This is a genomic window from Phaeobacter gallaeciensis DSM 26640, assembly GCF_000511385.1.
GTDB lineage: Bacteria > Pseudomonadota > Alphaproteobacteria > Rhodobacterales > Rhodobacteraceae > Phaeobacter > Phaeobacter gallaeciensis.
Map to the genome: position 1 here is coordinate 2,509,488 of NC_023137.1, position 14,934 is coordinate 2,524,421.

Annotated in this window: 11 protein-coding genes; 7 read left to right on the forward strand and 4 right to left on the reverse strand. The window is 61.1% G+C overall.

The window, feature by feature from the left end; all coding sequences use genetic code 11:
• Window positions 1-10: 10 nt before the first annotated feature.
• Together GAL_RS12220 and GAL_RS12225 are read right to left on the reverse strand one after the other, a co-directional pair.
• Window positions 11-2,143 carry a malate synthase G gene (locus GAL_RS12220; RefSeq protein ID WP_024097888.1) on the reverse strand — a complete coding sequence of 711 codons (2,133 nt, stop codon included), beginning with the start codon at window positions 2,141-2,143 and terminating at the stop codon, window positions 11-13.
• A 234-nt stretch (window positions 2,144-2,377) separates the two neighbouring features.
• On the reverse strand, window positions 2,378-2,578 hold the full coding sequence (locus GAL_RS12225) for a hypothetical protein (protein WP_024097889.1): 201 nt from the start codon (window positions 2,576-2,578) through the stop codon (window positions 2,378-2,380).
• A gap of 121 nt (window positions 2,579-2,699) precedes the next feature.
• Between GAL_RS12225 and pepN the strand changes: the two genes are divergently transcribed.
• From pepN to GAL_RS12240, 3 genes are all read left to right on the forward strand, one after another.
• Window positions 2,700-5,264 carry an aminopeptidase N gene (pepN, locus tag GAL_RS12230; RefSeq protein ID WP_024097890.1) on the forward strand — a complete coding sequence of 855 codons (2,565 nt, stop codon included), beginning with the start codon at window positions 2,700-2,702 and terminating at the stop codon, window positions 5,262-5,264.
• A gap of 123 nt (window positions 5,265-5,387) precedes the next feature.
• The gene (locus GAL_RS12235; protein ID WP_024097891.1) at window positions 5,388-5,840 is read left to right on the forward strand and encodes a hypothetical protein; all 453 of its coding nucleotides are present in this window, start codon (window positions 5,388-5,390) and stop codon (window positions 5,838-5,840) included.
• A gap of 166 nt (window positions 5,841-6,006) precedes the next feature.
• Window positions 6,007-7,341 carry a hypothetical protein gene (locus tag GAL_RS12240; protein ID WP_024097892.1) on the forward strand — a complete coding sequence of 445 codons (1,335 nt, stop codon included), beginning with the start codon at window positions 6,007-6,009 and terminating at the stop codon, window positions 7,339-7,341.
• A gap of 47 nt (window positions 7,342-7,388) precedes the next feature.
• Here the strand turns inward: GAL_RS12240 and GAL_RS12245 are convergent, their stop codons facing one another.
• Window positions 7,389-9,791, reverse strand: a complete 2,403-nt coding sequence (locus tag GAL_RS12245) for a Tex family protein (RefSeq protein ID WP_024097893.1) — start codon at window positions 9,789-9,791, stop codon at window positions 7,389-7,391.
• Between the two features lie 292 nt (window positions 9,792-10,083).
• Between GAL_RS12245 and gatB the strand changes: the two genes are divergently transcribed.
• Together gatB and GAL_RS12255 are read left to right on the forward strand one after the other, a co-directional pair.
• Window positions 10,084-11,598: an Asp-tRNA(Asn)/Glu-tRNA(Gln) amidotransferase subunit GatB gene (gene gatB, locus GAL_RS12250; RefSeq protein WP_024097894.1), complete on the forward strand. Its 1,515-nt coding sequence runs from the start codon at window positions 10,084-10,086 to the stop codon at window positions 11,596-11,598.
• Window positions 11,599-11,877: 279 nt separating this feature from the next.
• A complete protein-coding gene (locus GAL_RS12255) occupies window positions 11,878-12,576 on the forward strand; it encodes a DUF4177 domain-containing protein (RefSeq protein ID WP_024097895.1) in 699 nt (232 codons plus the stop codon).
• A gap of 74 nt (window positions 12,577-12,650) precedes the next feature.
• Here the strand turns inward: GAL_RS12255 and GAL_RS12260 are convergent, their stop codons facing one another.
• Complete coding sequence (locus tag GAL_RS12260) at window positions 12,651-12,905, reverse strand: BolA family protein (protein ID WP_024097896.1); 255 nt, start codon at window positions 12,903-12,905, stop codon at window positions 12,651-12,653.
• 118 nt (window positions 12,906-13,023) lie between these two features.
• On the opposite strand from GAL_RS12260, the gene GAL_RS12265 reads away from it, so the two are divergent.
• Together GAL_RS12265 and bla are read left to right on the forward strand one after the other, a co-directional pair.
• Window positions 13,024-13,647 (forward strand): DnaJ domain-containing protein, encoded by a 624-nt coding sequence (locus GAL_RS12265; protein WP_024097897.1) that lies wholly within the window; start codon window positions 13,024-13,026, stop codon window positions 13,645-13,647.
• Between the two features lie 332 nt (window positions 13,648-13,979).
• Window positions 13,980-14,873: a class A beta-lactamase gene (gene bla / locus GAL_RS12270; protein ID WP_024097898.1), complete on the forward strand. Its 894-nt coding sequence runs from the start codon at window positions 13,980-13,982 to the stop codon at window positions 14,871-14,873.
• Window positions 14,874-14,934 lie beyond the last annotated feature (61 nt).

Below are 14,934 nucleotides of genomic sequence, written 5' to 3' on the forward strand. Positions count from 1 at the left end.
ATCTGTTCTCTTAGCCTTGCGCCTTCAGCTCAAGGCGACGCGCATGCAGCACCGGCTCGGTATAGCCGGAGGGCTGAATCCGCCCACGAAACACCAGATCGCAGGCCGCCTGAAAGGCAATACCATCAAAGCCGGGTGCCATCGGCGTATAGCTCGGGTCGCTCGCATTCTGTCCGTCCACGACTGCGGCCATTTTCTGCATCGCGGCCATGACCTGCGCCTCATCCACAATGCCGTGATGCAGCCAGTTGGCCAGCGCCTGGCTGGAAATCCGGCAGGTCGCACGATCTTCCATCAGGCCCACATTGTGGATGTCTGGCACTTTGGAACAGCCTACGCCCTGATCGACCCAGCGCACCACATAGCCCAGAATGCCCTGCGCGTTGTTCTCGATCTCCTGCGCGATGTCGGCCTCCGACAGGTTTTCACCCTGCATCACCGGGATGGTCAGCAGATCATCCAACGTGCCTCGCGCGCCGCCCGCTTTCAGCTGATCCTGCACCTGATGAACGTTTACGCGGTGGTAATGCGTGGCATGCAGTGTCGCGGCGGTCGGCGACGGCACCCAAGCGCAGGTCGCACCGGACTTCGGATGGCCGATCTTCGCTTCCAGCATCTCGCCCATACGGTCCGGCATCGCCCACATGCCCTTGCCGATCTGTGCGCGTCCTTTCAGACCACAGGCCAGACCAATATCGACATTGCGATCCTCGTAGGACGCAATCCAGGGCGTCGCTTTCATCTCGCCCTTGCGCATCATCGCGCCCGCTTCCATCGAGGTGTGGATCTCGTCACCGGTGCGATCAAGGAAGCCGGTATTGATGAAGGCAACCCGATTTTTTGCGGCCCGGATACAGGATTTGAGGTTCACCGAGGTGCGACGCTCCTCATCCATGATGCCGATTTTGACGGTGTGGCGCGGCAGGCCCAGCGCGTCTTCAACATGGGCGAAAATCCGGTCTGTAAAGGCCACTTCCTCAGGCCCGTGCATCTTTGGCTTCACCACGTAGACGGATCCATGCAGCGAGTTGCCGCCCTCAGATTGAATGTCATGCATCGCACAGAGAACAGTGACCATCGCGTCGATGAAGCCCTCACCTGCCTCGCGCCCCTCGTTGTCACGCACCGCCGGGTTGGTCATCAGATGGCCGACATTACGCACCAGCAGCAGCGAGCGCCCTTTCAGCACCAGATCCGAGCCATCCGGTGCGGTGAATGCCAGATCGTCATTCAGCACGCGGGTAAAGGTCTTGCCGCCTTTGCTCACCTCCTCCGCAAGATCACGCTTCATCAGGCCCAGCCAATTCGAATAGGCGGTGACCTTTTCCTCGCCATCAACGCAGGCCACGGAATCCTCGCAGTCCATAATGGTGGAGAGCGCCGACTCGAGGACAATATCGTTGATCCCAGCCTGATCGCCCGTGCCGATATTCCCGTTGGCGTCCACCACGATCACCGCGTGCAGGCCATTGTTCCTCAATAGGATCTTTCTTGGCGTGGCCGCGTCGCCCTCATAACCTGCAAACTGCCCGGCATCCTTGAGCGTTGGCACCAGCGCGCCGCCTTCCACAGCCAGACCGGTACAGTCGCTCCACGACCCCTCAGCCAGCGGGAAGGTCTGATCAAGGAACCCGCGACCCCAGGCGATCACCCGCGCGCCGCGCCCGGCATCATAGCCTTTACCCTCAGGAAGATCGCCCATGGCATCAGTGCCATAGAGCGCATCATAGAGGCTTCCCCAACGGGCGTTGGCCGCATTCAGAGCAAAGCGCGCATTGGTGATCGGCACCACCAGCTGCGGCCCCGGCACATTGGCGATCTCATCGTCGACATTCTGCGTCTCGATCTCGAAATCATCGCCCTCAGGCAGCAGATAGCCGATATCGCGCAGAAACGCCTCATAGGCGGTGGCATCATGGGCCTGCCCTTTGCGTTCGATGTGCCAGGCATCAATCTGCCCCTGAAGATCCGCGCGTTTGGCCAGAAGGGCGCGGTTCTCATCGCCCATCCCGTTGACCAGCCCGGACAGACCGGCCCAGAACGCATCCGCTGTCACCCCAGTACCGGGCAGCGCTTTGTCCTCGACAAAGGACACCAGCGTGTCGGCCACCTGCATATCATGACGTTCCTGCATCTCGCTCATGGGGTGATCCTCCTAATAAATGCGCGTGTTACCGACCCGGATACATCAAAAGTTTCCTATCGGCAACGCTGGTGGTAATATTAGTTTACCAATTATCGCGAAGCTGCTTCAAATATTCCCTACAGATATAGTTCATCGCCTACGCCCGGCTCCGACACCCCCGCAAACAAAAAAAACCGGCAGAGCGCTGCCGGGTCCAGTCGGGGAGGAATTTCAAATATTTGGGGGATCGGGTCAGTTGTCCGCGATTGTGGCCTGCACCTCCGCAGCCGTCTGCGGTGCGTCAACGACGTCCTGCTTGCCACCCTTGTTGAACACCCAAAATAGGAAAACGGCGAACATTAGCAGAACCGCCACTACGACGCCCCGGATACCCAGCAGGGCCGGTTTGTGTAGCTTCTCTTCGCGTTCAACATTGGTGTCAGGTGCCGACATGGGTCGCTCCTTTATCTACAAGTTTGCGCGGTTGCTGGCGCGGGGCCGCAGCCGCTGGTACACAGGCTTGTAATAGATACGCTGACCGACCCGCCTGGGTTCCACGGAACAGGAAGAAACCATGAAAGATGCCGCGCCAACCACCGCACCGGAGACATTTTATCTGAAGGATTACAAACCTTTCGGGTTTGAGGTGGAGGCGGTAGAGCTGACGTTTAAACTGGCGCCGAATTCGACCCGCGTGCTGAGTAAGATCCGCTTTTCCCCAAAGAAAAACGCTGCCGATCCCCGGCTTTTCCTGCACGGTGAAGCTCTGAAACTGATCTCTGCCAAAATCGACGGCGCACCAGTGACACCGGATCTGGTTGAAGGCGGTCTGAGCTGCGAGACACCGGACACCCCCTTCACCTGGGAAGCGGAGGTTGAGATTGACCCGGCCGCCAATACCGCGCTGGAGGGGCTTTATATGTCCAGCGGCATGTATTGCACCCAATGTGAGGCGGAAGGCTTCCGCAAGATCACCTATTACCCGGACCGCCCCGATGTGATGTCAACCTTCTCGGTTCGCATCGAAGGCAATGAGACGGTTCTCCTGTCCAATGGTAATCCCACCGGCGCGGGAGAAGGCTGGGCGGAATGGCACGATCCTTGGCCGAAACCAGCCTACCTCTTTGCGCTCGTGGCCGGTGATCTGGTGAACCATCCCGACCGCTTCACCACCCGGTCCGGCAAGGATGTCGAACTCAACATCTGGGTCCGCCCGGGCGATGAGGGCAAATGCGCCTTTGGCATGGAAGCCCTGAAGAAGTCGATGAAATGGGACGAGGATGTCTACGGCCGCGAATATGATCTGGATATTTTCAACATCGTCGCGGTGGATGACTTCAACATGGGCGCGATGGAGAATAAGGGGCTGAACATTTTCAACTCTTCCTGCGTTCTGGCCTCGCCCGAGACCTCCACGGATGCCAATTTCGAACGGATCGAGGCGATCATCGCCCATGAATATTTCCACAACTGGACCGGCAACCGCATCACCTGCCGCGACTGGTTCCAGCTGTGCCTGAAGGAAGGCCTGACTGTCTTCCGCGATGCCCAGTTCACCGCCGACATGCGGTCAGAGCCGGTAAAGCGGATTGAGGATGTGATTGCGCTCCGCGCACGCCAGTTCCCAGAGGATAATGGCCCCCTCGCCCATCCGCCGCGCCCGGAACAGTTCCAAGAGATCAACAACTTCTACACCGCCACCGTCTATGAAAAAGGGGCCGAGGTGATCGGCATGCTGAAGCGCGTTGTGGGCGATGATAATTACGCCGCGGCGCTGGATCTCTATTTTGACCGGCATGATGGTCAGGCCTGTACCATTGAGGACTGGTTGAAGGTGTTCGAGGATGCCACCGGGCGCGACCTCAGCCAGTTCAAACTGTGGTACAGTCAGGCAGGCACCCCGCGGGTTCAGGTCTCCGAGGAATACGCGGACGGCACCTATACCCTCACCTTTGAGCAATCGACGCCGCCCACCCCCGGCCAGCCCGACAAGGCGCCCCGTGTCATCCCACTCGCGGTGGGGCTCCTTTCCCCCAACGGCGATGAGGTGCGGGCAACGGAGGTGCTGGAGCTGACCGAAGCCAAGCAGAGCTTCACCTTTGATGGCCTCGCTGCGAAACCCGTGCCCTCGATCCTGCGCGAATTTTCCGCCCCGGTGATCCTGAAGCGTGAGACCTCCAACGCAGAACGCGCTTTCCTGCTGGCTCATGACACTGATCCCTTCAACCGCTGGGAAGCAGGCAACGCTCTGGCCACCGAAACCCGCGTCACGATGGTGATCGAGGGCGCCGCGCCCGATGCCGCCTATCTGGATGCGTTGGAGACACTGGTGCGCGATGACACGCTTGATCCGGCCTTCCGCGCGCTGGTGCTGTCTCCCCCCAGCCAGTCCGAGATTGCCCAGACCCTGCACGACCGGGATGTCACCCCCGATCCACAGAAAATCTACGACGCGGCGGAGACCTTCGCCCAAACGCTGGCCCAACAATTGGAGACCAGCCTGCCGCGGCTATATGCAGCTACCACTGTAGATGGCCCCTATCAGCCCGATGCCCATGGTGCCGGCCTGCGGGCGTTGAACGGTCGGATTCTGTCCCTGCTGACCCGGCTTGATGGCGGCGAACAGGCGGCACGCCAGTATCAGACCGCTGACAATATGACCCAGCAATATGCCGCCCTCGCCGCGCTGATGAAGGCGGAGAATGGCGAGAGCCAAAGCCAGGCCTTCTTCGATCAATGGCAGGGCGACCGTCTGGTCATGGACAAATGGTTTGCCTTGCAGGTTGCCTGCGCCGCCCCGGAGACCGCCGCCGCTGTGGCCTCGAAACTCACCGATCATGCGCTCTTTGACATGAAGAACCCCAACCGCTTCCGCGCCGTCATGAGCGCGCTCGCAGGCAATCACGCGGGCTTCCACCATACCAGCGGCGCGGGCTATCAGTTACTGGCCGAAAATCTGATCGCATTGGACAGCCTCAATCCGCAGACCACCGCGCGGATGTGCGCAGCCTTCCAGACCTGGAAACGCTACGACAGTGCCAGACAGGCATTGATCCAGGTTGAGCTGGAGCGCATTCTCGCCACAGAGGATCTCAGCCGCGACACCCATGAGATGGTTAGCCGGATCCTGCAGGGATGACGCCAGCCACACGCAGAAAGAGCGGGCGGCCTGACTGCCCGTTCACCTCGATAGCGCCCGAAATTGAGTCGCTCTGCTGTCGGCCTGATTTCTACGACCACCATGTCGCCATAGGCGTGACAGATGCCTGACGGCGAGGCCTCCCCAGCGGTCTATCGCTACAGCCGGGCTGCCCGCACACCGCACCTTGTCATTGCGCTTACCCTATGGGCGGCCGGTATCCTGATCATATCCCTTTATGTCTCCGCAGCCGTCTGGATCGCCGTGGTTCTAGCGCTGCCTCTGCTCCCCGGTCTGTGGGAGCTATGGCGCAACCCTACTGCGATGCTGGCGCTGGACAATAAGGGCCTCAGCTGGCGCAACGCCGCCTCCGGCAGCACAGATATCCCCCTGGATCGGATCAGCCACATCCGGCTCGACAGGCGCTGGGATTTCTCCCATCGTGCCACGGTTTTCACAGACAGCGGCAAACGCCTGCGTATCCCGCCGGATTGCCTGCCGCCGCATCAGCGCTTTGAGCAGGCTCTGATTGCCGCCAACCTGCGGGTTGAGCGACATCATTTTCAGATTCTTTAGCGGTCTGAGCAGCATCTCCACTGCAAACCCAACTCTTAACGCGCGTTAACTGGTCACCGGAATATCCCAATCGTCCTTTTCAATGGCCCGCGCCCGCCATGATTGCGCCCCAAAGCCGGGGCAGTCTGTTTGCAGTGATTTAAGCTGCCAGCACGCGGACATAGATATGCTCAACAAAAACACCCCAGCGCGCCACCTTTTCAGACAGGTTTTTTCTTCGTTTTTATCCGGTGACAGCCGCGCAGCGGCAGCCTCAAGCACAGGGCTACAACCCGGCCAACTGACCTTTCAGGACACCGCATCTCGGCACCAGACGCAGTCCAGCGGCCTCTCCGCAAAAGACGCGACCAAAAACCAGCTGATCGTGCCAATCTGCGAACCGGCACAGGACACCAACAGCGGAGCCTTGCAGGATCAGGGGCAATTCCTCGCCCGTCAGGACCGATGGGGCGAGCTGTCCGCACATATCGCCGAGGCCGACAAGGCCCGCCACAACACGCCCCATGGCCTGCCCGTGGCCGAGCTGCTGGCCCATGGCGCGCGCAGCGATGTGGTCAATGCGGTCGAACATGCTCTCAGCCTTGGCCACGCCGGTGACCGACGCAAGATGATCGAAGGCGTTATGGGGCTTGAGGCGATGTGCGTCGAACACCGAGACGATCCCTATCTGCGCACCCTTGTGGCCCTTGCGCATATTGATGTGGCCTGGATCTGGCGCGGCTATTCCGATGTCCTGTCAATCACCGTCGCCAATGGCCAGCGCTGCGCCGCACATTTCGACCGCGCCGCTGCCCTGCTGCATCCGCTGGATGGTATTGCGCTCGACAGCCCCTTCATTGCCGCCGCCAAAACCGCCCTTCTGGCCGGACAACGCTCTGCCGGAACCACGCAGGTTGCCGATGATTTTGCAGCGCTCATTGATCTTGATCCCGACAACCACCGCCACATGCGCAGTCTGGGCACCCATATGCTGCCGCGCTGGTTCGGCAGCTATACCGCGCTCGAACTGGAGGCCCGCCGCACTGCTGTCCGAACTCAAGCGATCTGGGGCGATGGCGGCTATACTTGGGTCTACTTTGACGCAATTGCACTGGATCCCGAGGCCTGCGCCCGTGTCGACATTGATTTCTTCATGGACGGGCTGCGCGATATCGTTTCCCGCCAGCCGGACCAGGAAATGATCAACCTTCTCGCCTCCTATTGCGCCGTGGCGCTGCGCTACGGCGAAGATACGCCGGAAAACGCCACCCCGCAGCGCGCCGAAATCGTAGACGCCGCAGAATGGCTGATCCGCGATCACCTGCGCGAAATACATCCGCTGATCTGGGCCCATGCAGCCCAGCGATTTGACAACAACCTGCGTGTCACCTCCGCCCGCCGCTTTGCCGACCACGGCCGTCGCGACGCGCTGCGCTTCATCGCCGGCCTGTTTCGCCACGAGATCGAGGCCGGTCAGCGGGTTGAGTTCTCGGCGAAGGGACTGCGTGTCTCACCCGACTGACTGCGAGGTCACCCCCGCAGCCCTGCTCTTCAATGATACTCCACAATTCAGGTCTTCTTGAAGGCATCCATCAGGGCCGCGCCCAGCGCGCCAGTACTCTGGCCTGAGCCCTGATCTCGGCCCTGCCCGCCTTTGGGGCCTGACGTCATCGGCCCCTTGCCACCTTTGCCCTGCCCACGATGAGCGCCCTGGCGACCACCCTGATGGCCTCCCGGCTTGGCGCCACGCTGCGGCCCGCCTCCCTTGGCCGGTCCGCGTGCGTTACGCTCCTCTTTGGCAGAGGCTCCGCCGTCCTTCTTCATGGTCAGCGCGATCCGCTTGCGCGGGACATCCACCTCCGTAACGGTGACCTTGACCACCTGACCGGTCTTCACCACCTCATGCGGGTCTTTCACAAACCGGTCGGCCAGCTGGCTCACATGCACCAGCCCGTCCTGATGCACGCCGATATCCACAAAGGCGCCAAAGGCTGCCACATTGGTCACGGTGCCCTCCAGCACCATCCCCGGCTTCAGATCGGTAATCGTCTCAACCCCATCCTTGAACGAGGCCGTCACAAACGAAGGGCGTGGATCGCGGCCCGGCTTTTCCAATTCCTCGAAAATGTCGCGCACGGTTGGAAGACCCACCTCGCCGCCGACAAACTCTTCCGCCCGCAAGGACTTCAGCGCTGCCCCGTCGCCCATGATCTGCCGGATATCGCGCCCGCAGGCCGCGACGATCTTGCGCGCCACAGCATAGCTTTCGGGGTGAACCGAGGACGCATCCAGCGGCTCCTTGCCGTCGCGGATGCGCAGGAAGCCCGCGCATTGCTCAAACGCCTTGGGGCCAAGACGTGCCACCTTCAGCAGCTCGCGGCGCGAGGCAAACGCCCCGTTCACATCACGGTGCGCCACAATTGCCTCCGCAAGACCCGGACCAAGGCCCGAGACATGGGAGAGCAGCGGCGCCGACGCCATGTTGAGATCCACGCCCACGGCGTTCACCACATCTTCAATCACCGCTTCCAGCGATTTTGACAGTTTGTGCTGGTCCACATCATGCTGGTACTGACCGACGCCAATGCTCTTGGGTTCGATTTTCACCAGTTCCGCCAACGGGTCCTGCAAGCGCCGGGCAATCGACACCGCCCCACGCAAGCTTACGTCCAGATCCGGGAACTCCCGCGCTGCCAGTTCCGACGCGGAATAGACCGAGGCCCCCGCCTCACTCACCACCACCTTGGTCGGAACCTTCACCTTCGCAGGCAGATGTTTCAGCACCTCCGCCACCATCCGCTCGGTTTCGCGGCTGGCGGTGCCATTGCCGATGGCAATCAGTTCCACCCCGTGTTCAGCGATCAATTTTACAATCGACACCTGCGCGCCGCGCAGATCATTCTTCGGCTGAAACGGATACAACGTCTCGGTGGCCACCAATTTCCCGGTGGCATCAACCACCGCCGCCTTGACGCCGGTGCGAATGCCCGGGTCCAGCCCGAGGGTCGGTCGCGCACCGGCTGGCGCGGCAAACAGCAGGTCCTTGAGGTTGCGGGCAAAAACCTGAATGGCATCCTCCTGCGCGCGGCCACGCAGATCACCCATCAGCTCCAGCATCATCGAGAGCGACAGCTTCACCCGCCAGGTCCAGCCGGCGACCTTGCGCAGCCATGTATCGCCGGGACCGTTGCCGCCCGCGCCCAACTCTGCCGCCACCATGCCTTCCGCCCGGGCCACGCCCTGTTCCGGTTCCGGCCCGACGTCTAACGTCAACACGCCTTCGTTCGACCCCCGCAGCATCGCCAGCGCGCGGTGCGAGGGCACATCGGCCCAGCGCTCGGTATGTGCAAAATAGTCGGAAAACTTCGCGCCTTCCTGCTCCTTGCCCTCGACCACCTTGGCGGTGACCACCGCCTCCTTTTGCAGGAACGCCCGCAACCGCCCCAACAGAACGGCATTTTCCGTCAACCGCTCGGTCAGGATATCGCGCGCGCCATTCAGCGCATCCTTCACCGTTTCCACAGCCTCGGTAATATACCCTTCCGCCAGCTTTTCCGGGTCTATGCGGCGGTCGGCCAAAATCGCATCTGCCAGTGGCTCCAACCCGTTTTCGCGCGCAATCATCGCCTTGGTGCGCCGCTTTGGCTTGTAGGGCAGATAGATATCTTCCAGCTGCGCCTTGGTCTCTGCCTTGGCGATTGAAGCCGCCAGACCATCGGTCAGCTTGTCCTGCGATTTCACCGACTCAAGGATCGCCGCCCGCCGCTTCTCCAGCTCACGCAGATATTCCAGCCGCTCCGCCAGGGTCCGCAGCTGGCTGTCATCCAAGCCCCCTGTCGCCTCCTTGCGGTAGCGCGCGACGAAGGGCACGGTGGCCCCGTCGTCCAGCAGCGCGACAGCGGCGCTTACCTGTTTCGCACTGGCGCTGATTTCACCGGCGATGGTCTGGCTGATGCGGGCGGATGTGTCCAAGGCGGCCTCCTGTTGAACTGCTCGGGCTGCCAGTTCTAGCCCTCCTGATGCACCCCGCCAAGAGGCTGAATCAACCCCAGGCAAACCATTGCAAAGGGCAGCGTCCGTCCGAGGGTGGACGCGAAGCGCCCGCCCATGGGTGCGGACGGGCGCTGCCGGGGCTTGCAGCCCGAGCAATTTAAGTGCCTTCCTCGCCGTTCACAGCTTTCCGCGCGACCTGCCCTCTTGCCCCTGCCCGCGCAGACGCCTAGAACGCTTGCCAACTATAGACATTCGGATACGGCGGAAAACCATGCTCGACCTGACATATGAACTCCCCAAGCCCAAAGTGATCGCGGGCGCCAAGCATGACTGGGAACTGGTCATCGGCATGGAGGTGCATGCCCAGGTCAGCTCCAATGCAAAGCTGTTCTCCGGCGCCTCCACCAAGTTTGGGGCTGAGCCAAACTCAAACGTGGCCTTTGTGGACGCGGCGATGCCCGGCATGCTGCCGGTGATCAACGACTATTGCGTTGAACAGGCCGTGCGCACCGGTCTGGGTCTCAAGGCCGATATCAACCTGTGGTCGGCCTTTGACCGCAAGAATTATTTCTACCCCGACCTGCCGCAGGGTTACCAGATTTCTCAGCTTTATCACCCCATCGTGGGCGAAGGCGAAGTGCTGGTGGAACTGGGCGACGGCACCGCACGCAACGTGCGGGTGGAACGCATCCACATGGAGCAGGACGCGGGCAAATCCATCCATGACATGGACCCCAATATGTCTTTCGTGGACCTCAACCGCACCGGCGTCTGCCTGATGGAGATCGTTTCGCGCCCCGACATTCGCGGGCCCGAGGAAGCCGCCGCCTATATCGCCAAACTGCGCCAGATCATGCAGTATCTGGGCACCTGCGATGGCAATATGCAGAACGGCAACCTGCGCGCCGATGTGAACGTCTCGGTCTGCCGTCCGGGTCAGTATGAGAAGTACCAGGAAACCCAGGACTTCTCCCATCTCGGCACCCGCTGCGAGATCAAGAACATGAACTCCATGCGCTTTATCCAGCAGGCCATCGACGTGGAGGCCCGCCGCCAGATCGCCATCATCGAGGCCGGCGGCACCATCGACCAGGAAACCCGGCTCTACGATCCAGACAAGGGCGAAACCCGTTCCATGCGCTCCAAGGAAGAGGCGCATGACTACCGCTATTTCCCTGATCCCGACCTTCTGCCGCTGGAAATCGAACAGGCTTGGGTGGATGATATCGCCGCCAACCTGCCGGAACTGCCAGATGAGAAAAAGGGACGTTTCATCAAGGATTTCGGTCTGTCCGATTATGACGCGTCGGTCCTGACCGCCGACGTGGAATCGGCCACCTTCTTTGAGGAAACCGCCAAGGGTCGCAGCGGTAAGCTGGCCGCCAACTGGGTGATCAACGAACTCTTCGGACGCCTGAAGAAGGATGAGGACAAACAGATCACCGACAGCCCGGTTTCCCCGGCGCAGCTCGGCGGCATCATTGACCTGATTTCTTCGGACGCCATCTCGGGCAAAATCGCCAAGGATCTGTTTGAGATCGTCTATACCGAAGGTGGCGACCCGGCGCAGATCGTCGAAGAACGCGGCATGAAACAGGTCACCGATACTGGCGCCATCGAGGCCGCGCTAGACGAGATCATCGCCGCCAACCCCGCGCAGGTCGAAAAAGCCAAGGTGAACCCCAAACTCGCGGGCTGGTTTGTCGGCCAGGTGATGAAAGCCACCGGCGGCAAGGCCAACCCCAAGGCCGTGAATGAGCTGGTAGCCAAGAAACTGGGCGAGTGAGCGCAACCTACCAATCGCAGATCAAACCCAATTGCAGATTGACCAAGGGCGCCCCGGTGGCGCCCTTTCTTGTGCCTGTTCAGAGTGCACCTCACGCACGCCTGACCGCTTCGTTCTGACATCAGAGCACCTCCTCGCGTCATCAAACTGGAATTCCGCAGTGTAATCTGGTTATACTGCGGGTCGATTTCTCAACGACAGGTCCCCGCCCATGGGGAACGCGGACGCTTGACCCCCCGCACGCTTGCGCTAAACCTGCCGCCGACACAGGAGACGTTTATGCAAGCTTTTGAGTACAAAGTTGTTCCCGCCCCCGCCAAGGGCACCAAGGCCAAAGGGGTCAAAACTGCCGAGGCCCGGTTCGCCAACTCCATCGATATTCTGCTTAATGAGATGGCGGCAGAGGGTTGGGAATATCAGCGCGCGGAGCTTCTGCCATCAGAAGAACGCAGTGGGCTGACCGGCTCGACCACCAACTGGCGCAATGTGCTGATTTTCCGCCGCGCCTTGCCGGCAGCGGCTGAAGCCTCTCAGTCCACAGCCGTCGCCCAACTGGCAGCTCAGCTCAGCGCCCAGATTGCCGCGCAGGGCGCCGCCATCGGTGCCGACACATCGGATGGTGAAACATCTCCCCCTACGGCCGCCGGTTCCGAAACGGAGTCCAAAACCACGTCAGAAATCGCAGCTGTGCCAACACTTGGTCCCGCCACAACCAGCCCCATCGCCCCGCCGACCGCGATTGCTGGCGACCCGGAAGCCCCAGAGGGTGCCGTCGCGGTTCCCGGACGTGGCGCACGCGCGATGATGGCCGATGACGGTGTTGAAGAACTGAGCCCGGTTTCCGGCGTGACCGCCGCACTGAAGGCCCGAGCGACCCTGGCCGCAATTCCAAAAGATGCTGCGGCCAAGCCTACACCGAAGGCCGAGCCAAAGCTGATGAAAGCACAAGTCCCTTCCAAGGATCCGGCAGGGAGCTGACCAGCCCCTTACCGGAATTCCCCGCCGACGTTGCCGCTTGGTCACATAGGCGGGGCTTTGCCTGACTTGCCGCGCTAGGCGCCAATATCCAGCGCCAGCGCGTGGATGCGCGGCACGATATCGCCGAGCGCTCTATGCACCGCACGATGCTGCGCGACGCGGCTCATATCCGCAAAGGCCGCAGCCCGGATATGCACGTTGAAATGGCTCTCGCCGCGCCCGTCGTGACCCGCGTGGCCAATGTGTTGATCGCTCTCATCCTCGACCCGCAGCACGCTTGGCGCAAATTCTGCGCGCAGGCGCGCCTCAATTTCCTCACGAATGCTCATTCTGTCGTGTCCTGCATAAAAATCCCCTTATAAATTTTCCCTGCCCCCTTCAATCTGCCGCCCCTTAGACTAAACTGCTGCCTCCGAGTCGAACAGTTGCGTCTAGAAGGTGCGCCCCATGACCAAGTCAGATCCCTTTGGTTTCGATATGTCCATCCGGTCAGCGAAGAAAAAGAACCCCCGCGGGCGGCGGGCCGCCACCGGCGCGTCCGAGACCTCCCAACGCGTTTGCGACAAGGAAGGCTGCAATGAGCCCGGCAAGTTTCGCGCGCCCAAGGCTCCCGATGTGCTGGATGATTTCTACTGGTTCTGCCAGGAGCACGTGCGCGAATATAACAACAAGTGGAACTTCTTCGAAGGCACCACCGAGGCTGAGTTGAACGCCCAGCAGTCCAAGGACAAGGTCTGGGAACGCCAGACCAAACCCATGGGCGATCCAGAGGCACGCGCTTGGGCGCGGCTTGGCATTGAGGACCCGCATCAGGTGCTGGGCCAGAACGCCACCCGCAATCCCGGCCGCTCCGCCCCTGCCGGGCGCCGCCTGCCGCCGACCGAACGTCGCGCGCTTGAGGTGCTGGAGGCAAAGGACGACTGGAGCAAGGCCGACATTCGCAAGGCCTACAAAAAGCTGATCAAAGTGCTGCACCCCGATATGAACGGGGGCGACCGCAGCCAGGAAGAACAGCTGCAAGAGGTGGTCTGGGCCTGGGATCAGATCAAGGACAGCCGCAGCTTCAAGTAAGCAGCAGCATCTACGTCCCTTCGACTCACCGGCCTCTTAGCCGTTTCGAAACACCGGAAAGCGTCGCGCAAGCGGCGCTTTTTCTTTGTCCTCTGCGCCGCCTCCCGCAGGTTTTCGCCTATCAGCCGGGCGCCCGTTGAACATCGGCTACGGGACTGGCTTCATGCGCGACGTTGGGCGGCCGCATGCAGACCCAGTCCCCGATTGCCAGTCAGGCCCCCATACGGGTCAAATCTACAGGTCAATTCTACTAGCAGACATATAGGGCAGATATTTCACGCCCCCGGCCCAGACAAACCAGATTATTTATCAAGCATAGAAAGCAAAAGACCATGTTTTCGTTTCACCGACAGATTCGCCACGCCGTCAGCGCTCTTGCCTGTGTGGCACTCCTCTCGACCCAAGCGCTCGCCTCAGATCTTGCTGAGACCATCCGCAGTTGGGAGACGGCGCTTGATGCCCGGCTAGGGGTGTTGCTGATTCACCCTGCCACTGGCTGGGAAATCGCCCATAGTGCTGATGACCGATTTCCGCTCAACAGCACATTCAAACCGCTGCTCTGCGCGGCGATCCTGTCGCAGGTCGATCAGGGCACGGAGGATCTCACCGCCCGTGTAGAGATCCGCCGTAAGGATCTGGTCAGCCACTCGCCGGTGACCGAGCGCTATATCGGCACCACGCGCAGTCTTGCCCAACTCTGCGAAGCCACGATCACCCGCAGTGACAACACCGCTGCAAATCTGCTTCTGGAGCGGATTGGCGGGCCGGAGGGGTTCACCGAGTTTATGCAGATCAGCGGCGATCTGATCACCCGTCTGGACCGTTGGGAAACCGGCCTCAACAGCGCCACGCCGGACGACCACCGTGACACCACGACCCCGCGCAGTGTGCTATCCACTTTGCATGTAGCGCTATCGGGAACCATGCTCAGCGGACCCTCGTCCGCGCAGCTGGCCGATTGGATGCAGCGGGATCAGCTCGCCGACGATCTGATCCGCGCCCATCTGCCCGAGGGCTGGACCATCGGCGACAAAACCGGCGCCGGCGGCCACGGCTCGCGTGGGATCATCGCGTTTCTACGGGTTCCGCAGGGCAGCGAATATCTTGCTGCAATCTATATTACAGAAACCGACGCGAATTTCGCTAGGCGCAATCAAGCGATCTCTGACATCGGACGGGCCATGGTTGCCGAAATCCGCCTACACCGGGGATCAGCAGGCGAATGACTAAGAGGGCCGCTCAGCACGCAACATGAAAACTAAAAAAGCCACGGCACATTGGCGCCGT